Origin of the sequence: Sorangium sp. So ce1504 (assembly GCF_051521635.1) — a bacterium.
GTDB lineage: Bacteria > Myxococcota_A > Polyangia > Polyangiales > Polyangiaceae > Sorangium > Sorangium cellulosum_B.
The window spans coordinates 4,974,273-4,997,348 of the sequence record NZ_CP150365.1 but is presented as its reverse complement, the minus strand read 5'-3'; the positions used below and the strand labels follow the sequence as shown (position 1 = coordinate 4,997,348).

At 71.8% G+C, this 23,076-nt stretch carries 13 protein-coding genes; 7 read left to right on the top strand and 6 right to left on the bottom strand.

All coding sequences use genetic code 11. The features are described from left to right. Positions 1-116 precede the first annotated feature (116 nt). Positions 117-737 (bottom strand): response regulator transcription factor, encoded by a 621-nt coding sequence (locus tag WMF39_RS18795; protein ID WP_437746865.1) that lies wholly within the window; start codon positions 735-737, stop codon positions 117-119. A 29-nt stretch (positions 738-766) separates the two neighbouring features. Here WMF39_RS18795 and WMF39_RS18790 point away from each other — a divergent pair, with 29 nt between their 5' ends. The 4 genes from WMF39_RS18790 (at position 767) to WMF39_RS18775 (ending at position 5,487) form a co-directional block, all read left to right on the top strand. Continuing rightward, positions 767-1,612: a response regulator gene (locus WMF39_RS18790; protein WP_437746864.1), complete on the top strand. Its 846-nt coding sequence runs from the start codon at positions 767-769 to the stop codon at positions 1,610-1,612. Between the two features lie 34 nt (positions 1,613-1,646). Further along, on the top strand, positions 1,647-2,942 hold the full coding sequence (locus tag WMF39_RS18785) for a hybrid sensor histidine kinase/response regulator (RefSeq protein ID WP_437746863.1): 1,296 nt from the start codon (positions 1,647-1,649) through the stop codon (positions 2,940-2,942). A 100-nt stretch (positions 2,943-3,042) separates the two neighbouring features. Further along, positions 3,043-4,413, top strand: a complete 1,371-nt coding sequence (locus tag WMF39_RS18780) for a hybrid sensor histidine kinase/response regulator (protein WP_437746862.1) — start codon at positions 3,043-3,045, stop codon at positions 4,411-4,413. A 192-nt stretch (positions 4,414-4,605) separates the two neighbouring features. After that, the gene (locus WMF39_RS18775) at positions 4,606-5,487 is read left to right on the top strand and encodes an ABC transporter substrate-binding protein (RefSeq protein ID WP_437746861.1); all 882 of its coding nucleotides are present in this window, start codon (positions 4,606-4,608) and stop codon (positions 5,485-5,487) included. Positions 5,488-5,557: 70 nt separating this feature from the next. On the opposite strand, the gene WMF39_RS18770 is transcribed toward WMF39_RS18775, so the two are convergent. Further along, positions 5,558-7,189: a matrixin family metalloprotease gene (locus WMF39_RS18770; protein ID WP_437746860.1), complete on the bottom strand. Its 1,632-nt coding sequence runs from the start codon at positions 7,187-7,189 to the stop codon at positions 5,558-5,560. 995 nt (positions 7,190-8,184) lie between these two features. Here WMF39_RS18770 and WMF39_RS18765 point away from each other — a divergent pair. Next, positions 8,185-9,792: an amidohydrolase family protein gene (locus WMF39_RS18765; protein ID WP_437746859.1), complete on the top strand. Its 1,608-nt coding sequence runs from the start codon at positions 8,185-8,187 to the stop codon at positions 9,790-9,792. Here the strand turns inward: WMF39_RS18765 and WMF39_RS18760 are convergent. The 4 genes from WMF39_RS18760 to WMF39_RS18745 form a co-directional block, all read right to left on the bottom strand. Further along, the gene (locus WMF39_RS18760) at positions 9,760-10,743 is read right to left on the bottom strand and encodes an asparaginase (protein ID WP_437746858.1); all 984 of its coding nucleotides are present in this window, start codon (positions 10,741-10,743) and stop codon (positions 9,760-9,762) included. The genes WMF39_RS18765 and WMF39_RS18760 overlap by 33 nt on opposite strands. 41 nt (positions 10,744-10,784) lie before the next feature. After that, positions 10,785-15,614 (bottom strand): AAA family ATPase, encoded by a 4,830-nt coding sequence (locus tag WMF39_RS18755; RefSeq protein WP_437746857.1) that lies wholly within the window; start codon positions 15,612-15,614, stop codon positions 10,785-10,787. A gap of 270 nt (positions 15,615-15,884) precedes the next feature. Then, complete coding sequence (locus WMF39_RS18750) at positions 15,885-16,847, bottom strand: SMP-30/gluconolactonase/LRE family protein (RefSeq protein ID WP_437746856.1); 963 nt, start codon at positions 16,845-16,847, stop codon at positions 15,885-15,887. Positions 16,848-16,976: 129 nt separating this feature from the next. Continuing rightward, on the bottom strand, positions 16,977-18,599 hold the full coding sequence (locus WMF39_RS18745) for a DUF1552 domain-containing protein (RefSeq protein WP_437746855.1): 1,623 nt from the start codon (positions 18,597-18,599) through the stop codon (positions 16,977-16,979). A 513-nt stretch (positions 18,600-19,112) separates the two neighbouring features. Here WMF39_RS18745 and WMF39_RS18740 point away from each other — a divergent pair. Next, positions 19,113-22,148, top strand: a complete 3,036-nt coding sequence (locus tag WMF39_RS18740; RefSeq protein WP_437746854.1) for an SNF2-related protein — start codon at positions 19,113-19,115, stop codon at positions 22,146-22,148. Next, on the top strand, positions 22,145-23,068 hold the full coding sequence (locus tag WMF39_RS18735) for an SWIM zinc finger family protein (protein WP_437746853.1): 924 nt from the start codon (positions 22,145-22,147) through the stop codon (positions 23,066-23,068). Before WMF39_RS18740 ends, WMF39_RS18735 begins: the two co-directional genes overlap by 4 nt. Positions 23,069-23,076: the final 8 nt, after the last annotated feature.

Genomic DNA, 23,076 nt, shown 5'->3' with positions numbered 1-23,076 from the left:
GCGACAGCTCCACCGGCGGCGTCGCCGGCCGAGAGGCGCTCCTGCGCCGCGTCCAGCAGCCGGCGTTCCTCCATGAACGCGTCCTCCCGCTCGCCGGCCGGCGGCGCCGCGCGAGATCAGGGATCAGGGCCCTCGAGCCGGTCCACGAGCCGCACGAGCTCCGCCACCGACGCCACGCCGAGCTTCTCCATCACCCGACCGCGATGCACCTTGATCGTCTTCTCCGCCGCGCCGAGCTCCTCGGCGATCTGCTTGTTCATGAGGCCCCGCGCCACGCGCAGGCAGACCTCGCGCTCGCGCTGGGTGAGCGCATCGAAGCGCGTCCGGAGCGACTGCTGCTCACCCCGCGCCGCGCGCACCGCGGCGTCGCGAGCGATGGCGCGCTCGACGGCCGCGAGCAGGACGGTGTCGTCGCAGGGCTTGGTGAGGAAGTCGATCGCGCCCGTCTTCATCGCCCGCACCGAGCTCGACACGTCGCCGTGGCCGGTCAGGAACACGATCGGGAGGAGACATCCCCGGCGCACCAGCGCTTCCTGCAGCTCCAGCCCGCTCAAGCCAGGCATGCGCAGATCGACCACCACGCAGCCCGGCCGCTCCGAGGGCGCGCCCTCCAGGAACGCGGCGGGCGACGCGTGCGCCTCCACCGCATAGCCCGCCGCGCGCAGCAGCCGGTCCATGGCGCGCAGCACCGAGGCATCATCGTCCACCACAAACACCGTGGGTTCGGTCGCGATCATGGCAGCGATCGTATCCCATGCACGGTCCCATGAGGGCGTCCGCGGCAGGCGGGCATGACGCAGGCGAAGAGCATGACGCCTCCGACGGCGCGCTGTCCTCTGCTCCCGCCAAGGCCCTGGACCGCCCCGCGCTCCTCTTGCTCGTGGACGACGACCCCGGCAGCATCGGGCTGCTCTCGGAAGCCCTCGCGGGTCAGCCACTCTCCATCGCGGTGGCGATCGATGGAGAGATGGCGCTCCGGCAGGTCCGATGCGAGGTGCCGGATCTCGTCCTGCTCGACGCGGTGATGCCGGGCCTGGACGGGTTCGAGGTCTGCCGGCGCCTGAAGGCGGAGCCGGCGACGCGCGAGGTCCCGATCCTCTTGATGACCCTGCTCGCCGACACGGCGAGCAGGGAGCGCGGGCTCGGGCTGGGCGCGGTCGATTGCGTGACCAAGCCGTTCGTCCGTGAGGAGCTCGTGGCCCGCGTGCGGACGCAGCTCTTGATGCGCGCAGCAACGAGCGCGCTCTCCGCCGCGGAGAGCGCGCTCTCAGAGAAGAACGACGAGCTCACGCGCGCCCGGGCCTCGATGGATCTCGCGGCCTCGCTCGCGCACGAGCTGAACCAGCCGCTCACCGCCGTCCTGAGCAACGCGCAAGCGGCGCAGCGGCTGCTCTCGCGCACCCCGTCGAATCTCGCCGAGGTGCGCGCCGCGCTCGAGGATATCGTGGCGGACGATCGCCGCGCCGGGATGCTCGTCCATCGGATGCGCACGATGCTCCGCAGGCGTCACGTCAGCGCGGCTGCGCTGGACGTCTGCGAGCTCGTCCGCGAGGTGATCCCAAGCCGGCGGGGACGTCAACAGCGGACAGGCGGACGGCACCGAGCCGCTTGACGCGCCGCGCGTCGCGCACTCCCCTGTTCTGACCATGGCGCCGGCCCGCCCCGCGCTCGTCCTGCTCGTGGACGACGACCCCGCCAGCCTGAAGCTCCTCTCGGAAGCCCTCGCGGGCCTGCCGCTCACCCTGGCGGTGGCGACCGACGGGGACATGGCGCTGCGGCAGATCCGGCGCGAGCTGCCCGATCTCGTCCTGCTCGACGCCTTGATGCCGGGCCTCGACGGCTTCGAGGTCTGCCGCCGGTTGAAGGCGGCCCCGGAGACGTGTGACGTGCCGGTCCTCTTCATGACCGTGCTCGCGGACACGGCGAGCCGGGTGCGCGGCCTGGAGCTCGGCGCGGTCGATTACGTGACCAAGCCGTTCGTCCGCGAGGAGCTCGTGGCCCGCGTGCGGACGCAGTTGTCGATCCGCGCGGCGGCCAGCGAGCTCTCCGCGGCGGTGCGGGCGCTCTCGGAGAAGAACGAGGAGCTCGCGTGCGCCCGGGCGTCGCTGGAGATCGAGGTGGCGCGGCGGACGGAGGAGCTGCGCGCGCAGAGCCGGCGCCTCGAGCGCGAGCTCGAGCTGAACCGAGCCGCCGAGCTCAAGGTGCAGAGGGCCCACGACCAGCTCGCGCACCTGAACCGGGTCTCGGCCGTGAGCGAGCTCGCGGCCTCGCTCGCGCACGAGCTGAACCAGCCGCTCGCCGCCATCCTGAGCAACGCGCAGGCCGCGGAGCGGCTGCTCGCGCAGACCCCGCCGGGCATCGCCGACGCGCGCGCGGCGCTCGACGATATCGTGGCGGACGATCGCCGGGCCGGGCAGGTCATCCAGCGGATCCGCGCGATGCTCCGCAAGGGCGAGCTCAGCGTGGCCGCGATGGACCTGAGCGAGCTCGCCCGCGAGGTGGTCCGGCTCGTGGCCAGCGCCGCGCTCCTCGCGGGCACGACCGTGCGGCTCGATCTCGCGTCGGGCCTGCCCCACGTGCATGGTGACGGGATCCAGGTCCAGCAGGTGCTGCTGAACCTGCTCGTCAACGCGCTCGACGCGGTCTCCCGCCGTCCCCCCGAAGCGCGCCTCGTGGTGGTGCGCACCCGCCCGGCCGACGGAAGGCACGTCGAGCTGTCCGTCGCGGACTCCGGCGATGGCGTCGCGCCCGAGGATCTCGAGCGCATCTTCGAGCCCTTCGTCACGTCGAAGCCCCACGGGCTCGGCGTGGGCCTCGCCATCAGCCGCTCGATCATCGAGGCGCACGGTGGGCGGCTGTGGGCGGAGTGCAGGCCCGGCGAGGGGGCGACGTTCCGCTGCGCGCTCCCGGCCTGGGATCAGGGCGCGCGCCCCGCGGGGTAGTCCTGAGCCTGAGGGGAGCGGGACGTCTCGCTGTGGGACCATGGTCCCATTGCAGGCGGCGGGGGCTGCTGTCACAGATCCAACGAGGCTCGGTTCCGCCATGGCAGCACGACCATCCCACGCTCAGATCGGTGAGCGGAGCGACGGCGGCGGCGCGATGGATGCGCCCGCGAACCCGCTGGCCTCCGGCGCCAGGCTGGCGGCGGCCCGCCCCGCGCTCGTCCTGCTCGTGGCCGACGACCCCGGCAGCCTCGAGCTGCTCTCGGAGGCCCTCGCGGGCCAGCCGTTCGACATCGCGGTGGCCGGCGACGGGGAGGCGGCGCTCGCGCAGATCCGGGGCGAGGTGCCTGATCTGGTCCTGCTCGACGCGGAGATGCCGGGCCTGGATGGCCTCGAGGTCTGCCGCCGGCTGAAGGCGGATCCGGCGACGCACGAGATCCCCGTCCTCGTCATGACCGCGCTTGCAGATACGGCGAGCCGGGCGCGCGGGCTGGAGCTCGGCGCGGTCGATTGCGTGACCAGGCCGTACCTGCGCGAGGAGCTCGTGGCCCGCGTGCGGACGCAGCTCGCCCTGCGCGCGGCGGCGCGGGCGCTCTCGGCGATGGGCGAGGAGATCGCGCGGGTCCAGTCCTCGCTGGAGAGCGAGGTGACGCGGCGGACCGAGGCGCTGCGCGCGGAGTGCCGGCGCCTCGAGCGCAAGCTCGAGCTGAACCGGGCCGCCGAGCTCGAGGCGCAACGGGCCCAGGACGAGCTCGCGCACCTCAACCGGGTGTCGGCGATGAGCGCGCTCGCGGCCTCGCTCGCGCACGAGCTGAACCAGCCGCTCGCGGCCATCCTGAGCAACGCGCAGGCGGCGCTGCGGCTGCTCGCGCAGACCCCGCCCGACATTGCCGAGACGCGCGCCGCGCTCGACGATATCGTGGCGGACGACCGGCGCGCCGCGAAGGTCATCCAGCGGATGCACGCGGTGCTCCGCGAGGGCGAGCTCAGCGTGGCCGCGCTGGACCTGAGCGAGCTCGCCCGCGAGGTGATCCGGCTCGTGGCCAGCGCCGCGCGCCGCGCGGGCGCGACCGTGCGGCTCGAGCTCGCGCCGGGCTTGCCGCGCGCCCGGGGGGACGGGGCCCAGCTCCAGCAGGTGCTCCTGCACCTGCTCGTCAACGCGCTCGACGCGGTGTCCCGCCGCCCGCCCGGCGCGCGCGTCGTGGTGGTGCGGGCGCAGTCGGGCGGAGCGGGCTGCCTGGAGCTCTCCGTGGCGGACTCCGGCGAGGGCATCCCGCCCGAGGACATCGAGCGGGTCTTCGAGCCGTTCTTCACGTCGAAGGCGCAGGGGCTCGGCGTGGGCCTCGCCATCAGCCGCTCGATCATCGAGGCGCACGGAGGCCGCCTGTGGGCGGAGTGCAGGCCCGGCGAGGGGGCGACGTTCCGCTGCTTGCTGCCGGCCTGGGACGAGGACGCGCCTCCCGCAGGGTGAGCCCGGCGGGCCGCGTCGGCGCCCTGGCGACGGCGGGCCGGGAGTTCAAACACCCCCGGCCCGCCGGACGTGACCACGACCTACCTTTCCAGCGTCACCACGGCGCGTGGTCGGGCGCGGCTCCTCACGGGAGCGCCACGATCCAGTCGTTCCACACGACGCGGGTCGCCTGGCAACAGCGAGACGGACGTCGTGGCCATCGCCCTCGTCGACAGCTCGAACGGCGCGGACGCCGTGGTGGCCAAGGGGAACATCGCGTGCATGGCCGATCTCAAGGGCAAGACGGTCGCCCTCACGCTGGGCGAGGTCAACCACATGCTGTTCCTGTTCGGCCTCGAGAAGACCGGGGTCAGCCCGGCCGACGTGAAGATCACGAGCATGAGCGCCGACGACGCCGGCGCCGCGTTCGTCGCCGGGAAGGTCGACGCCGCGGTCACCTGGGAGCCCTGGATCACCAAGGCGACCAAGAACGGCGGTCACGTGATCTTCAGCAGCGCCAGCGTGCCCGACACGATCACGAACTCGGTGGCCGTGCACAGATCGAAGCTCGCCTCGGGGAGCGACGCCTACGGGAAGTTCATCGCCGCCATCGATCAGGGGGTCCGGACGCTGCGGAGCGAGCCCGAGAAGGCTTATCCCATCATCGGAAAGTACTTGAATGCTTCGCCCGAGGACGTGAAGGGCATGCTGGGCGGCGACAAGATCTACGACCTCGCCGACAACAAGCAGCTCTTCGGCACGGCGGAGAAGGCGGGCCCGGCGTTCGCCTCGATGAAGTCCGTCGTCGACTTCACCGTCCGCCGCGCCTGCGCGGCCGCCGGGCCGGACCTCACCGGCTACACGCTGTACACCACCGTGGAGCCCTGCCCGATGTGCTTCACCGCGGCCTGGCTCGCCCGGGTGAGCCGCGTCGTCTTCGGCTGCACGATGCAGGAGGTCACGGCGGCGACCGGGGGCGCGCAGCGCGAGCTGGCCGTCCCCGCGCGGTGGATGAACGAGAGCTCCGGCGCGCCCGTCGATCTCGTCGGCGGCGTCCTCGCCGATCGGTGCCTCGCGCTCTTCAGCCCGGCGTGACGCGCTCGCCGGCCCTCCGCCGGGAACGCTGGTAGCGTGTGTCAGGATGGGCAGGGGGACAGGGGCCGGGCTACGGCTTACCCACGAAGTTCCACGTCGAGATGCCGTCGAAAGCCCAGATGTCTTCGGCGTTGGGCGCCGTGGCGAACAATCTGAACTGGCCGTACAGACGTGCCGCTGCGTCGCCCACCTGGAGCCAGCCCGCGGCGGGTCCGCTGGACAAATAGCGGTAGATTGCGCCGGAGTTGGGCGCGAGGGCATAGAGCGCCACCCCCGCTCCTGCGTGCCACTGCCTGCCGGGGCCTCCGATCGTCGTCCACGTCGTCCCGGAGCCGCTGTACTTTTGCAGCGACTGCCGGTCCTGCGTCAAACCGTACATCGCCGTTTGGGAGCCGATCAGATCCGCGAACGTACCGCCGACGTCGGTCCACGACGTCCCGGAGCCGTTGTATCGAAAGACATCGTTCTGGTTGGGGGTCAGGCCGAAGAGATCGCTGCCCGCCGTCGCGAACTTGGCGCCGGGATCGCCGATCTTCGACCAGGTGTTGGTGCCATCGAAGTATCTGAAAACCTCGCCGTTGGTGTTGGTCGCGCACACGAAGCCGCCGCACAGGAAGATCTGGTTCGACGACCCCCCGACCGTCGTCCACGTCGTCCCGGAACCGCTGTACTTGATCACGTTGCCGAAGTTCGACTGCAGCGCGTAGACGTCGTTCCCGTGGGTGAGGAACGCCTGGACGGGTCCGCTGACCTTCGTCCATGTCGATCCGCTCTTCTTGTAGATGTCACCAGTGGATTGCTTGCGGGCATAGACGACACCCATGCCCGTGCTATCGACGTTCGTAGGCGCCTCGTAGAGCGCCTGCGCTCCCTCGATGTCGCGCTGTGTCAGGAAAAAATTCCCGGTCGTATTGGTGCTGCCGTCGCAATGCAGATAGTGCATGATGGAGAGCGAATCGTACCCGGTCACCAGCTGCGAAGTTGACGTGGGATCCTCGCACCACGAGCCGGGCACATGGATGTGCTCGTGGTCGAACCCGAGCACGTGTCCCAGCTCGTGCATGATGACGCCGATGGGCACGCGCGGGTTCGTGGACCAGTCGGGATCCCAGGTGAGCGCGAGTTCGCGTTCGTTGCGCGGCCAGTCCGGATAGAACGCAGAGCCGTCGAGCCGCGCAGGTGAGGTGACGTTGAACTTCACGTTGTTGTTGGCGTTGGTGCAGTTCGTGTCCTCGGCGACCACGTGGACGAAGCGGACGTTGGCGGCGTTCTCCCACCCCGCGGCCGCCTGGTGCATGGCGTCCACGACCCTGTTGTAGTCGGCGCCGAACGCGGACGGCGATATGCAATAGGTCAGGTTCAGCCGGTCGGCCCGGCTCCAGATGTTGTTGGAGCTGCCGATCCGAGTGACGGTCAGGGCGCCGGAGGGGGAGTAATGATCCTCGTAGAACTTCCGGATCCTCTCCTCGCTGCGGAGCGGTATGTCGCCCTCTGCGACCCAGAACCCCTCCGACGGCGCCCAGACCAGCGTCTTGCGGAACTCTTCGTACGACACGAGCGGGCGCGGCCCCGCCGTCGCGACGACTTCGTCCGGGACCGTGTCCCCCTCCTCCGCCTCCGCGGCGTAGCAGCCAGCGAGCGAGAGGCATGTGAGCAGCAGACCAACAGCAATCTCAGGACGTGAGCGCGCGGTGAGCGGCATGGTTCGAAGCTCCAAGGAATGATGGGTCACGGATGCGTCGCGCTCGCCGCCGGCGATCCGGCTGGTCGAGCCTCGACGTCGATGGACGAAGCGCCGTCTCCGGCGGCGCTCGGCGTCCGGGTGTCCGTAGAGCAACGGCCATACCACCGCGTGATTCGACGCCTCTCTTGCCTGGCAGGGCACCAGAAGGCGACTTCGACGCACGGAACATGCGACGATCCCGGCCGAGGCGCGCTCTCGACCGGCTGCACACGCACCGGCACGCCCGCGGCACGACCGGTTGCGCATGGGACATGTCACGGCTTCAGCGCGTGACATGTCACGGCTTCAGCGCGTGACATGTCACGCTCCAGCCGGCCCGCGTCCCGCACGCGAATGTGCTCGAGCAGGAACCGCGGGGAGCCTGCACATGACATGTGCGAGCATCCCCGCGAGCGACGTCAAGTGCTGGGCGAGCGACTTCGCTGGCAAGCTCGGCATCGGCAGCATGGCCGCCATCGGCGCCAGTGCCGGCGAGATGGCCCGTCTTTGTCCTGGCCTCACCTCCGGCAGCGCGACGGCGGCGGACGCGCTCGGCGCGGCACACAACCGCGGGGTATGGTGGAGGCGCCCCTCGCGGCGCTCGGGCCCGAGGCGCGGCGGCAACTGCGGGCGGCGAGCATCGTCGGAGAGGTCGCCTGGGTGCGCGGCTTGCCCGCGCACGGCTGGGGGAAGATCCCTGCGCGGCTCGGCGCCTGCCCTCGTAGGGCTCCAGCGCGGGCGAACAGCGTCGGTCCCGTCGGAGTGTTGCTGAGGAAGCAGCCGCGCTGAATCGGTGCTCGATTCCGAGCAACGCGCGGGCAGTGCGCGCCGGAGAGACGCCGAGATCAGCGGGCAAGGAGCGACATCGGGGCAACGACGTCAGGGCACGCAGGTTGCAGAGTGCCGCGCGCCAGCACGGCCATCGATCTCACACCGGCGACATCGGCGCGCCCAACCCCTTTCCGGAGTCTTTCATGACTGACCGTATCGCTCGTCTCAAGGCCTCGCCCTCCGTGGCTGTCAAGGAGAAGCTCGATTACCCCGTCATCGACACGGACATCCACACCAACGATTACTCGCCGGCGCTGGAGGATTTCGTCGCCACGTACGGAGGCGCCAAGCTCGTCGACGACCTGCGCAAGGCGCTGAGCTCCCGCCGCCGCAACGCCGAGAACAGCAGCGGCAAGGACTGGTACAGCCAGACACCCGAGGAGCGGCAGCACTACCGCACCGTCAGGTCGCCGTGGTGGGCGCGGGTGACGCGCAACACGCTGGACGTGGCCACGTACCACCTGCCGGAGCTGCTCGCCGAGCGCCTGGAGGAGCAAGGGTCCGACTTCTCGGTCCTGTTCCCGAACAACACCCTCGCGCCGCTCGCCGTGAAGGACCCGGGCGCGCGGCAGGCGCTCCAGCGCGCGATCAACCACTACCACGCGGAGCTGTTTCGCAAGTACAGCGACCGCCTCACCCCGGTCGCCGGCATCCCGCTGAACACGCCCGAGGAGGGGATCGAAGAGCTGGAGTTCGCCGTCAAGAAGCTGGGGCTCAAGGCGATCAACATCGCCGGCGGCGTGCGCCGCCCCATCAAGGCGATCGCGGAGAAGTACCCGCCGGCGCACCACCCGGAGATCGCGAAGTACGCGACGTACATCGACTTCTACGGCATCGACAGCGAGTACAACTACGATCCTTTCTGGGCGAAGGTGGTCGAGCTCGGCGTGCCTGTCCTCACCCACTACGGGAGCCAGGGCTGGACAGGGCGCTCGTCGATCAGCAACTACATGAACAACCACGTCGGCCACTTCGCCGACGGCTCGGAGGCGTTCGCCAAGGCGCTGTTCTTCGGCGGCGTCACCCGCCGCTTCCCCGGGCTGCGCATCGGCATGCTCGAGGGCGGGGCGGACTGGGGCGCGCGGGTCTACATCCACCTGGTCGACAGGTTCCAGAAGCGCGGCCCGGAGGGCCTCGAGCACTACGACCCCGCGGCGACCGACCGCGCCCTCTTCACCGAGCTCTTCCGGCGCTACGGCGCGGATCTCGCAAAGCTCGCAAACGGGCGCTCCATCGAGGGCGAGCAGCTGATCGCCGACACGCTGGGCGCCGGGTACACGAGCGACGCCCGCCAGCCCGCGCCGGAGTACCGCAACGACTTCGCGGCCGCGGGCATCGAGAAGATCGAGGACATCCGCGACCGCTGGGTGAACAACTTCTTCTTCGGATCCGAGTCGGACGACCGCACCATCGCGTCTGCGTTCAACGCCAAGGCGAACCCGCTCGGCGTGAAGATCAACGCAATCTACTCCTCCGACGTCGGCCACTGGGACGTCCCCGACCTGACCGAGGCGCTTGCGGAGAGCTTTCGCCTCGTGGAGGAGGGCGTCCTCAGCGCCGAGGACTTCAAGGCGTATGTGTTCGAGAACCCGTACAAGCTCTACACCGAGGCCAACGCGAGCTTCTTCAAGGGCACGCGGGTCGAGGAGAAGCTGAAGCGGAAGGCGGGCGCCGGCGACGAGCGGCGCGGCCCGCAACCGGGCGCGAAGAGCGAGGGTCTACCCGGCAAGCCGGTCGAAATACGCGCGTAGCGCCGCTCCGTCGAGCCCCGCCCCGAGCGCGAACATCAGCGCGAGCCTCGCCTTGGGCCCCGAGAGCGCGCCCGCGGCGATCACCCCGAGATCCCGGAGCCGCCGCCCGCCGCCGGGCGCGCCGTACGTCGGCGTGACCCGCCCGCCGGGGCAGCGCGAGCTCAGCACCACCGGCGTGCCCGCCTGCACCAGCGCGCCGATCGCCCCCTCCCAGCTCCCGCAGACGTTCCCCGCGCCCGAGCCCTCGATCACCACCCCGCGCGCCCCGGCCTCGAGGATCGCGCGCAGGAGGAGATCGTCCATTCCTGACGCCATCTTGACGAGGTAGACCCGCGGCTCGGGCGGCGCGAGCGGCAGCGTCGGCGTCCTCGCGGGGCGCGCGTGGACGCGGACGCCCTCGCCGTCGACCCAGCCGAGCGGCCCCACGCCCGGCGAGGCGAACGTGCCGAGCGCGGTCGTGTGGGTCTTCATCACGCACCGGGCCGCGTGGAGCTCGTCGTTCAGCGCGACGAGCACGCCGAGCCCCCGCGCCGAGGGCTCCACCGCGATCCGCGCGGCCGAGACGAGGTTGCGGGGGCCATCGGTCCCCGCGGTGCTCGCGTCCCGCATCGCGCCGGTGAGCACCACCGGCGTGTCCCCGTCGAGCAGCAGATCCAGCGCGAACGCCGTCTCCTCGAGGGTGTCCGTGCCGTGGGTGACGACGACGCCGGTCACCTCGGGGTCGCCCTGAAGATCGCGCACGGCGCGCGCGAGCGCCGCGATCCTGTCCGGGCCGAGGTTCCAGCTGCTCTCGAGGCAGAACTCGGTGACCGCGATCTCCGCGATGCGACCGAGCGCGGGCACGTCGGCGACGAGCTCCTCCGCGCGGACGGCGGGCACGGCGGCGCCCGTCTTCGGGTCGACGCGGCTCGCGATGGTGCCGCCGGTGGTGACGAGGTGAACACGAGGCATGGGGTGGCTCCGTGGCTGGACGTGGCTCCGTGGCTGGGAGATCAGCCCCGCGATCCGACGGAGCGCAAGCCCGACCGATAGCAGCGCGCGAGCGCCGCCTGGACGTCGCGCACCGTACAGACGCCTGACAGATCCACGCCGAGCGACACGAGCGACGTCGCCACCCGCGGCGGGACGCCGGCCAGGATGGCCTCGGCGCCGAGGAGACCGGCCGCGCGGACGAGGCGCACGAGGTGGCTGGCGGTGCTCGTGTCCATCCTCGAGACGCCGGTGACGTCGAGGATCACGTGGGCGGCGTTCCCTGCGGAGATCGCGGACAGGACGCGATCCATGATGGATTCCGCGCGCGCGTCGTCGACGCCCCCGATGAGCGGAGCCATGAGCACCCGGTCGCCGAGCTTGATGAGCGGCGTGGACAGCTCGTCCGCGAGCTGGGAGAGCAGCAGCTTGCTGCGCTCGAGCTCGTCGTTCCTCTCGCGCAGCTCGGCGGTGCGCTCCTCGACCTTGCGCTCGAGCGTCGCATAAAGCAGCGCGTTGTTGATCGACAGCGCTGCCTGCGCCCCGAGGAGGCTCGTGACGTGCAGCCGATCCGGGGTGAACGCGCCGGTCGTGAGGTTGTTCTCGAGGTACACGAGCCCGACGAGCTCGCCCCGGTCGAGGAGCGGCGCGCAGAGGAGCGAGCGCGGGCCGGCGGCCGCGCCGAACGTGCCGGCGAAGCGCGGATCCGCGGCGGCGTCGTCCACGACCAGCGGCTCGCGGGTGCGCTCCACGTAGCTCGCCACCGCGGCGGAGTACCCGAGGGCCGGATCGCCCTCGCCGACCCGGAGCGACGCGGCCACCGCGAGCTCGCCCCCCCGCGGCAAGAGGAGCAGGCCGCGCTCCGCCCCGGTGTTCTCGAGGAGCACCCGCATGAGCTGATCGAGCAGGCGATCGAGGACGATCTCGCTCCCGATGGCGCGGGCCGCCTTCAGGATGGAGCCGACGTCGAGCTTCGGCGACAGCGGCTCCGTGGTGACGTTGCCCGCCGTCGCCGGGCCCGGCGCGGCGCTCGGGGGCACGACGCTCGTCGAGCGCCGCCGCAGCAACGACGCGTACGTCGCCTGGAGCTGCTGGACCTTGGCGCGCGCGCCCCAGCGGCGATATCCGTGGAGCGCCTCGATGAGGTACGGCTGCGCGAGCCGCGCCTTGCCCAGCGCGAGGAGGTGCCGCCCCGCGAGCTCGCAGGCGAGCGCCCCCTCCGGGATCTGCCCGCTCGCCCCGGCCCTCTCGATGCTCCGGTCATACAGATCGAGCGCCGCCCAGTGCTCCCCGGAGAGCCGCAAGCGCTCCGCCTCGACGAGGTCGTGACGGTGGCCAAAGCTCTCGGCGGCGTTCGCGGCCCAGGCGCCGAGCTGCCCCTGGCTTTCCGCGACGCGCTCGAGCCACGCGGGCCGCTCCGCCGCGTCCGCCGCCTCGGCCCTGCGCAGAAAGGCGAGCGAAGCATACGTGTTCGCCGTGACGACCGGCAGGAAGCCGGTGATGAACGGGGCGAGCTCGGTCGCGCGCTCCGCGTGGCGACAGGCATCTTCCTGGGCGTCCAGGAGATAGCAGAGGACGAGCTTGTAGATATGATAGTAGGCGAGCGCCATGTGGTTCTGGCCGATCTGCGCCAGATACGCTCGCTCCGAGAAGCCGTCTCCGTCGAAGGAGGCGACGCACCCGTCGGGCCTCCCGAGCGCCGCGACGAGCCGGGCGAAGACGACGAACGCGCCGAACGCATGGCGATTGTTCGTCTTCTGCACGAAGGCGAGCGCCCGCTCCGCCTCCTCCTGGACGTCAGTGAGCCGGGCGCCGCTCTCGTAGGTCGCGCCCAGCGTGCTGAAGAACGTGTAGCCCGCCATCTGGACGTTCCCGCTCTCGAGCAGCGAGGAGAACGCCTGCCGCGCCACGGGCAACGCGTCCGAGAGGGGGCGAGACCAGTGGCTCGTGAACAGCGCGTAGATATGGGCGCAATTGCCTTGATCCAGCCCATCGGAGAGCCGCGCGGCGAGATCCATCCCGAAGCGCGCCGACAGATCCCCGTTGCGGTAGTCGTTCCGCAGGAGATAGTACATGAGCGTCGTCGTCGCGATCGGGAAGCCGAGGCCGCGGCATGGGCCCGCGTCGAGGACGATGTTCCACGCCAGGAGGCCGAGGACGCCGTTGTACAGCGGGTCCACGAAGAAGCCGGTCGGGCACATGGCTCCGCAGATCGTCGCCGCCTTGCGGATGCGCTCGTCCTCCACGGCCGGTGCGTCGAGCAGCGCCTGGAGATCGCGGCCCCGGAGCCGCTCCTCGAGCCGCCCGAGATCCCGCTCGAGCTCCGCGGCGGTGACCGACTCGGGCAGATCGAACCCGAGCGCGCCGAGGATCGTCCGCCCGGCGACGAGCGCGTCGACGTACCGGCCCTGCATCGTCCGCTGCATGATGTGCAGGTAGTAGGCGTCCGCGAGGGCGACCGGCGAGGGCTCGCGCGCGAGCAGAAGCGAGAAGATCGCGTCGGCGCGCTCGAAGCGCGCCGTCAGGAACTCCGCCTCCATCAGCGCGCGGTGCAGCGCGGAGGCGAGCTCCGGGAGCGCCGTCCAGGCGTCCGCGGGGAGCAGCGCGGCGCCGCTCGATAGAAAGACGCGCGCCTGCTCCGGGGCGCCGGCGTGCAAGGCGCGCTGCCCGGCGGCGAGCTCGATCCGCGCGACGAGGAGGCGCTCCTCGGGAGCGTCGATGAGGTCGATCGCCCGTCCGAGGTGGTCGGCGGCGTCGAAGCTCGCCGGTTCACCCCTGTCACCCCGCGTGTCTGCGAGCAGCAGCCGCCCGAGCCTGAGGTGCCACCTTCGCTGCTCCTCCTCGGCGAGCAGGCAGCGGGCGGCCTGCTGGATGCGGTCGTGGGCGAAGCGCACCTCGCCCGAGCCTGCGCGCAGGAGCCCCTCGCGCTCCGCGGCGCAGAGCGCCTCGTCGATCTCGGCGGCGGAGCACGACAGCGCCGCCCCGAGGAGCGGCAGCGGCGCCCGATCCCCGACGCACGCCGCGACGGCCAGGACCTCGCGCGCTCGGGCGGGGAGCTCCGCGAGCTTGCGGGCCAGGAGCTCGAGCACGCTCTCCGTCACGGCGAGCCGATCGAGCGCCGCCGCCTCCCACGTCCACCCGCCGCCGCTGGACGAGAAGCGGATGCACCCCGCGCTCATGAGGTCCCGGAGCGCGCAGCGCACATGGAACGGGTTGCCCTGGGTCCTCCGGTGGAGCTCCGCGGCGAGCTGCTCGACGTCGGCGCCGGCCGCCCACGGCGCGAAGGTGTCGGCGAGGAGCGCGCGGACGTGCGCGGGGTCGAGGTCGCGGAGCGCCACGGTCCGTACCGGGACGCCGCGCCGCTCGAGGTCGTCCAGGGCGACGCGGAGCGGGTGGGATGCATCGACCTCGTTGTCGCGGTAGGCGCAGAGCAGCATGAGCCCCGGCGGTCGGTCCTCGCCGAGCACGTGCTTCAGCAGCCCGAGCGACGCGGCGTCGATCCACTGGAGATCATCCAGGAACAGGACGAGCGGCCGATCGGGGCTGAGCAGCGCCCCTAGCAGGCGGGAGAAGAGGAGGTTGAAGCGGTTCTGGGCCTCCTGACCGGACAGCACCGGCGCGCCCTTCGGCTCCCCGAGCAGCGGCGCGAGGCCTGGCATCACGGCGAGCAGCACCTGCCCCAGATCCCCCACCGCGGCCCGCGCGGCCTCCTGCGTTCGCGCGTACTCCTGCGCGGGCAGGCCGAGAGCGCGCGCGGAGATCGCCGCCATGGCCCGGACGAAGATGCCGTAGGGCGTGGCGCGCGCGTACTGCTCGCACTTGCCCGTGACCAGCGCGCCGCCGGCCGCCGTGACCTCCTCGCGCAGCTGCTCCACGAGCGCGGTCTTTCCGATGCCGGAGTGGCCGGCGATCAGCACGACCTCGGCCGAGGCAGCGCTCTGTTCGAAGGCGGCGCGGAGCGCCGAGAGCTCCTCGTCGCGCCCGTACAGCCGCGGCGGGGCGCTCAGCGCGAGCGCGGGATCGGCGCGGCGCAGCGGGAACGGCGCGATCGCGGAGCACGCCTCGAGCTGCTCCAGGCAGCGGCTCAGATCGTGAACGACGCCCTCGGCCGACTGGTACCGCGCGTCCGGATCCTTCTCGATCAGCGCCATCACGAGCTCGCTGAGCGGCGCTGGCAAGGAGGGATCGCGCTGCGCAGGCGGCGGCGGGCGCTCGGCGAGGTGTCGGTGGATGAGATCGAGCGGATCCTCCGACACGAAGGGCGGCTCACCCACGAACAGCTCGTAGAGCAGGATGCCGAGCGAGTAGAGATCCGCGCGGTGATCGAGCCTGTGCCTGGTGCGCCCGGATTGCTCGGGGGCCATGTACTCCAGCGTCCCGCCCGGCTCGACGAGGCTGCCTTCGAGCGCCGCGCCGCGCACGCCCAGGCCGAGATCGATGACGCAGATCTGCCGGGTGTCCGGCGCGACGAGGACGTTTGCGCCGCTCAGATCCCGGTGGATGATGCCTGCCTCGTGCAGCCCGGCCAGCGCGCGCGCGATCGACGCCGCGATCTCGACGCGCTCGCGGAGCGCCGGGCGGCGCTCGGCGACGAAGCGCCTGAGCGTGAGGCCGTCGAAGAGCTCCAGGTACAGGACCGGCTTGCCATCGACGATACCGCGCCCGTACACCCTGCGGATCCCGGGCACGGAGAGCCCGCGCAGGAGCTCGAACTCGTTGTCGAGCGCCGCCTCCTGGCGCTCGGTGACGACCTCGCCGGCCGGCTGCTTGACCGCCACCTGCGCGCCGAAGGGGGTGCCGCTCGCAGCGTGCACCGTGAAGCCTGCCCCCAGATGAAGGACCGTTGATTCCATGTCAGATCCCCCGGCAGAACGCCCGCGCGGCGCGAACTTCCGTGTTCGCGGGAGCAGTCGTGTGCAGCGACATCGCACATCCGGTCGCTTCCTGGCGGATGCTTCCAGCGTCGCACCGGCGTCACGCCTGGAGCAAGATATTTCTAGGCGCGGTGGCGGCCTGCGACTGAGCCCCTCGGCTCGGCCGCGGCGCGCTGCCCCTCCGCGGGAACCCGGTGGTGGGCGACGAGGTCTACTCACCCACAGAGAGAGCCTTTTGCATGAACCCGATCACCGCATGTGCGCGAGCGGGAGCCCCGCGACGGGCGCGCGGAACGTGAGGAGGTGGGGCATCGCCAGCGACCCCATGTAGCACGTGCGGAGATCGGGGCCGCCGAACGCGATGCTCGTGGGCAGCTGCAGCGTGTTTCCCGCGCATGCGCCGAGATCGGCCGGCTCGATGGTGCCGTTCCTCTGCTTCAGGGTCATCGTCTCGAGGACCGCAGGGCGCGGATCCTCGAAGACGGTCTGGTAGCTGCCGTCGGGGAAGATCACCCCGAGGCCGTTGCGACAGACGGCCACCACCCAGATGTTGCCCTCGGCGTCGAAGGCGAAGCCATCCATGTACCCGCCGATGCCGAGGCTATCGGGCCCGAACTGCTCGGGATCGCCGAGGCTGCCGTCGTCGCGCACCGGGAACCGGAGGAGGCGGCCGGGGACGGTCTCGACGGCGTACAGGAACCGCTCGGCGGCGTCGAGGCGCACCTCGTTCGTCAAGCTGAGGCCGTCGGCCACGATGCGGGCGCCCTTCTCGTCGACGAGCACGATGTACCCGTCGCGGATGTTGCCCACGACCGCGGACCACCACGGGAGGTGCCGTGTCGTGACGGAGATCCAGAGGCGATCCCGCGAGTCGATGAAGCAGAAGTTCACGGCGCCGAGCGGCTCGCCGTCGATGGAGTCGAGGAGGACCTCGGACCGGCCGTCGCGGTGGAGCTTGTGGATCTTGCCGCCGGACATGCTGGCGACGATGAGGTTGCCCTGCCGATCCATCGCCATCCCGTTCGGCTCGGGCACCTCCGGGCCGAGGGTCGCCTGCCTGCCATCGGGCTCGATGCGCGTCGCGATGCCGCGAGCGTCCGAGGTCCAGAGCGTGCCGCCGGGCTCGACGATCACACACTCCGGCCGGACAAGGCCTTGCCCGACGTACTCGATCCGAGACAGCTCGATGGTGAAACCCCTGACAGATGACATCCAACGACCTCCCGGCACGACGCCGCGCCGCGCCCGCTCGACGCGCGCGAGCATAACACCCCCCTCGCCGGCGGGGACATCTCGATCAGGCGCGTCGCGCCGGGCCGACAGGCTCGGGAACGAGACCGCTCAGGAGTTCGCCTTGAGCGCGGTGAACTCGCCTGGATCGTGGATGGTGGGGGGATTGACCCCGCCGCCGATGAAGTCTTCCGTCCGGTCGTACATGCCGAAGTGGGTCACCGGCCCCGAACCGCCCCGTGCCGGGAAACCATCCGCGCCCGCCTTGACCCCGAGGGCGTTCATCAAGCTGCAGAAGTACTTGTTGATCGGCGCGTTGGCGAGCGACGGATCGGTCCCCGTCTCTTGGGAGATCGCGTCGACCTCGTTCGAAGTGCCGTCGGCACACGTGATCTCGCTGTTGCCGGTCGTGAGATCGGGCGAGCCGTCATCGACGTTCACGGCCCAGCCGGTCTTGAAATAGCCGCCGGCGCTGCCGGCCTGGACGATCGGCAGGTTGTTGAGGTTGCGGGCGCAGCCGTCCGACACGTCCTGGAACCAGACGGCCGCGCAGCTGTCGAGGAGCGTCCCGTCGCCCTCCTCGATGCGGTTCAGCTGCTCGACGAGGTGGGCGAACTTCCTCGCATAGTAGTCGTCGATCGTGAGGAGCATGTCGATCGCACCGGGGACGCAGGTGCCCGTCATGCCCGCGTTGTCCAGGCGACGCGAGAGACTGGCGCTCTCGCGCGTCACGCCGAGCCCCTTGAAGACGTAGTTCCCCGGGTATTTCAGGAAGATGACGGGGTTCGCGTTGCACGCCGCCGCGAGCACGGCGAGGTTCGAACAGAGGTCCGCTGCGTCCAGAGTGTCCGAGATTCGCCGCGTCAGCCTGTCGTCGCCGCTCGGGGTCGTGCTCCACAGATTGATGTTTTCTTGCGTCGCGCCGAGCGCCGTGGCGAGGGACGTGTCGCACTGCGCGGAAGCCACCACGTTCCCTGTCGAGTTGATGAGCTCCTTCCAGGATGCGAGCTTCTGCTTGTCGGCACGGCTCATGTCGAACCGCTCGAGCCTCTGCAGATCATCCTTCACGATGTCGAGGACGCTCTTGCCGCGCATCGCCGCGTAGGTGTCCGGAGACGTCGGCTTCCCCGGCTCGAAGATGCCCGTGAGGCTGCTGAAGACCTGCGACGCGTTGAGGCCCCTGAACGGTGTCTCGGCGGCGGAGTAGGAGATCGCCGACTGAGGGTTTTCATTCTGACCAGCCGTGTTCAAGAGCAACGGAGTCCCTTGCGGGCTGAGCTGTCGTGCGATCACGTGGTCCAGCGAGGGACCGGTCGGCTTGGCGTTGAACTTCGTCTCGGAGTCGAAGCTGAACGGGTCGTCGCTGTTGGGAGTGACCGGGTGGCAGGTGAAGTACGACCCGACCACCTGCGTGTGAGGATCGTTCCCCTGCCCCCGCTCCAGCGTCGCCGTCCACTCGTTCATCGCGCGGATGCCTCGGGGCATGAGGAGCTTGTCGACGTGAGGCGCCAGGTGCTTGAGCGTCGTCGACTGGAGGTCCGCGGCGGTGAGCGGGCCGTGCGACTTCTTCGGGAACCACCTCGTCGTGATGCAGCCATAGGGCGTGAACATCACGATCAGCCGCTTCGGTGGCGTGGCCGGCTGCGCCATCACGGAGCGGTCGAGGATCGAGCCGAGGAACGGCGCCGCGACGCAAGCTCCGCCCAGCCCCCGGAGGAAAATTCTTCGGTTCATGCGCTTTGACATGGTCGTACTTTTCCTGCTTCAATGGACACAAACGCCCGGCTGCCACTCGGAACGCCCTCGGATGCCCGAGTTTGCCACGGCTCCATCCCCCATAATCTCCGCGGGTCCGTGAACGTATTTGGAATTCGCGCGGCCGGGCGCGTTGGTCGAGCGGAAGATGCCCCGCGGACCACGTGGCGGCCTGCCTCTCGCGCGGCGCCCGGGCGGCCCAGGCGCCCCTGCGCGCGTTCGGCGTCAACCGGCCGCTCGAGCTCGTCAAGCTCCCAGCGCAGCACGCCGCAAAGCCCATTCCCTCGAGCCACGACCTTTTTCCATGAGATGTTCTCCAACCCTCCCGATCAGAGGTTTCAAACAAATTCTGGCAATTCGCAGCCATGACACGCAATGGGCCACACCCGTGATTCAGCGGGAGCGCTCCCGTCCGGCCCATCGCTTTTTTGGCTCATGACGCGTGAAGCCCCCTTTTCGCCGTCGCCGGCTGTGCAATGGATCTGCGCGTCGATGCCGCTCGTCTTTCTGCCAGGCGATCTCCGCTTCTTTCTCTGGGACGACACGGCCGTGGATCAGCTCGCGGCCCGGTCGCTCGGCGCGACGACCCCGGCGGAGGCGGTCGTCGTCTCCGAGGCGGGCCGCGCCGTGAAGAGGGCTGGGCAGGCCGCGCCGCTCCTCGACGGCCTGTCCGCGCTTGCCAGCATGGCCCAGGACGACCTCGGGCGAGCGCCGCCGTCCGTCGCCGCGTGGAGCCTGGCGAGCAAGCTCGCGCTGGATCTCGTGGTGCGGGAGCGGGTCGTGCCCCGCGTGGTGCCGGCCGGCGCCACGCGGGAACGCACGGAGGCCCGCTGGGCGGTGTCGCTCGCCGCCCCGGAGGACGCCGCGCGCGTCGCGGCGCTCGCCCGCGCCATGCCGCCGGCCGCGCACGCGGTGCCGGCGGGCACGCAGCAAGCCAGCGGCGACGGCGGGCACCCCCGCGGGCCACGCGCCGCGGAGGTCTGGTCCGCGGAGGCCCTGCTGCGCGCCTTCCTGGACGCCGCGGCCGACGCGCTCGCGCGCGGCGGCGCCACGGATCGCCCGGCGCGCGCGCCGCGTCCGGCGCACGCCCCGTGGGAGCGCCGGCTGGTGCTCGCCCTGACGGGCCCGCGGCGCGCCTTCGCCGCGGAAGGGCTCGCCGAGCGCGCGCTCGTGGCCGATCTCGACGCGTGGGTCCGGCCCGCGCTCGGCGCGTGCGACGCGCTGCGCGCCTGCTTCCGGCTGGAGCTGCCCCAGGGCGACCGCGGCTTCGTGCTCCGCTTCCTGCTGCAGGCGACCGACGATCCCAGCCTGCTCGTGCCCGCCGCCGACGTGTGGAAGACCCAGGGACGCACGCTGAAGGCGCTCGGGCGCGCGTTCTCCGGCGCCGAGGAGGTCCTCCTCGGCGCGCTCGGCGCCGCCGCGCGGCGCTTCGCGCCGATCGCCCGGGCCCTCGGCGAGGCGCGGCCGGAGCGCGTGGACCTCGATCCCGCGGAGGCGTGGGACTTCCTCGCGCAGGCCGCGCCGGCGCTGGGCGAGGCCGGGTTCGGCGTGGTCGTCCCGGGCGAGCTCCTGGCCTCGGGGCAGCGCCGCCTGCGCCTCCGCATGCGCGTCGGCGCGGCGCGCCGCACCGCGGGCGTCGTCGCGGGCAGCGCCGGGCTCGGCCTCGACGAGGCGCTCGATTTCGCGTGGGAGGCGGCGCTCGGCGACGAGGCGCTCTCCGCGCGCGAGCTCGCCGCCCTCGCGCGGCAGAAATCGCCGCTCGTCCGGCACCGCGGGGCCTGGGTGGTCGTGGTCCCCGAGGAGCTCGCCGAGATAGCGCGGCGCCTCGAGGCCGGCGGCGGCCGCATCTCGGCGCGCGAGGCGCTGGAGGGCGCGCTCGCGGGCGAGACCCGCGTCGACGGCCTGGCCGTCCCCGTGGTCGCCGAGGGCGCGCTCGCGCGCGTGATGGAGCGGCTCCGCTCGGGCGCCGAGCGCGCCGCCCCGCCGCCCGCGGGGTTCGTGGGGACGCTGCGCCCGTACCAGGCGCGCGGCGTCGCCTGGCTGCAGACGATGGCGAGCCTCGGCCTGGGCGCCTGCCTGGCCGACGACATGGGCCTCGGCAAGACCGTCCAGCTGCTGGCGTTCCTCGTCGGCCGGCAGGCGGCGGCGCCCGAGGACGCGCGCCCGACGCTGCTCGTCGCCCCGACGTCGGTCGTCGGCAACTGGGAGCGGGAAGCGGCGCGGTTCGCCCCTGCCCTGCCCCTCGTGGGGCACTACGGCGAAGGGCGCGCCCGCTCGGCCGAGGAGCTCGCGTCGCGGACGTCCGGCGCGAGCGAGCGGCCTGCCGAGGGCGGCGACGGCGGCGCGCGCCGCGCGGGCGGCGGGCTCGTCCTGACCACGTACGGCCTGCTCCGCCGCGACGCCGCGGCGCTCGCCGGCGTGGACTGGGCCGCGGTCGTGCTGGACGAGGCGCAGAACATCAAGAACGCCTCGTCGCGCACCGCCCGCGCCGCGCGCGCGCTCCGCGCCCCGCACCGCGTCGCGCTGACCGGAACGCCCGTCGAGAACCGCCTCGCCGAGCTCTGGTCGATCCTCGAGTTCGCGAACCCCGGTCTGCTCGGCCCGCTCGAGGCGTTCCGCCGCGCCTACGCGGTGCCCATCGAGCGCTACGGCGACCGGAAGGCCGCAGAGCGGCTCCGGCGCGTCGCCGGACCGTTTTTGCTGCGACGCGTCAAAAGCGATCCCGCCGTGCTTCAGGACCTTCCGCCGAAGGACGAGGCCAGGGTCTTCTGCACGCTCACGCGCGAGCAGGTGACGCTCTACCAGGCGGCGCTCGACGAGGCGATGCGCCGCATCGAGGAGGCCGAGGGCATCGAGCGGCGCGGGCTCGTGCTCTCGCTGCTGACGGTGCTCAAGCAGATCTGCAACCACCCGGCGCAGTGCCTCGGGGAGGCGGGGCCGCTCGCGGGCCGGTCCGGCAAGCTCGCGCGGCTCACCGAGATGCTCGAGGAGGCGCTCGCGGCGGGCGATCGCGCGCTCGTGTTCACGCAGTTCCGCGAGATGGGCGACCGGCTGGTCCGGCACCTCGCGCCTTCGCTCGACACGGAGGTCCTCTTCCTGCACGGCGGCACGCCGAGGCTCGCGCGCGACGAGATGGTGCGGCGGTTCCAGGACGATCCGCGGGGGCCGCGCGTGTTCGTCCTCTCGCTGAAGGCCGGCGGCGCGGGGCTCAACCTGACGGCGGCGAGCCACGTGTTCCACTTCGATCGCTGGTGGAACCCCGCGGTCGAGGACCAGGCGACGGACCGCGCGCACCGGATCGGGCAGCGGCGCGCGGTGCAGGTCCACAAGCTCGTCTGCGCGGGCACCGTGGAGGAGAAGGTCGACCGGATGCTGGAGCAGAAGCGCGATCTGGCGGCGCAGGTGGTGGGCCAGGGCGAGGCGTGGATCACCGAGCTCGACGACGCGGCGCTGCGCGAGCTGTTCGCGCTGTCGAGGGACGCCGTGACCGGCGCGGGCGAGCTGGACGATCGCGAGGAGCCGGAATGAGCCCGCCGGCGCGCTGGGCGCCGTTCCCCCGGGAGGCCGGGCCGAAGCCGCCGCCGCCGGCGCGAGGCATCCGGATGAAGCGGGCCGGCACGACCTGGTGGGGCAAGCGCTGGGTGGAGGCGCTGGAGCGGATGGCGCCCGACGACGCGGGCCGCCTCGCGCGCGGGCGCACGTACGCGCGCACGGGGAGGACCCACGATCTCACGGTGAAGCCCGGCCTCGTGACCGCGCGCGTGACCGGCTCGCAGCCGAGGCCGTACAAGGTGATCCTCACGCTCGCGCGGCTCGACGACGCCACCTGGGCGAAGGCGATCGCCGCCATGGCAAAGCGGGCGAGCTTCGCGGCGGAGCTCCTCGCGGGCCAGATGCCGGAGGACATCGAGTCCGCGTTCCAGAGCGCCGGGACGAGCTTGTTCCCGGAGCGGCCGGAGGACCTCACCACGGCCTGCTCGTGCCCCGACATGGCGAACCCCTGCAAGCACGTCGCGGCGACGCACTACGTGCTCGGGGAGGCGTTCGACAAGGACCCCTTCCTGCTGTTCGAGCTGCGCGGGCGCACGCGCGAGCAGGTGATCGAGGCGATCCGGGCCGCGCGGGGCGCCCCCGCGCGCGCCAAGCGGGCGGGCGCCGGCAAAGGCGCCCCCTGCGCCGGAGACGCGCCGGCGATCGCGACGGTGACGCCCGGCAAGATGGCGGCGAAGGACTACGACGCCTGGCGCGAGGCGCCGCCGGCGCTCGACGTGGCGCTGGAGCCGCCCGCGGCGCACGCGGCGCTCCTGTCCCAGCTCGGCGCGCCGCCGGGCTGGACCGAGGAGCGCTCTCCGGCGGATCTCTTCGGACCGCTCCTCCGGGCGGCGTCCGAGCGGGCGCGGGAGATCGCGATGGCGGAGGGTGCGCCGCGGGGGCGAGGGCGCGGCTGAGCCGCGCT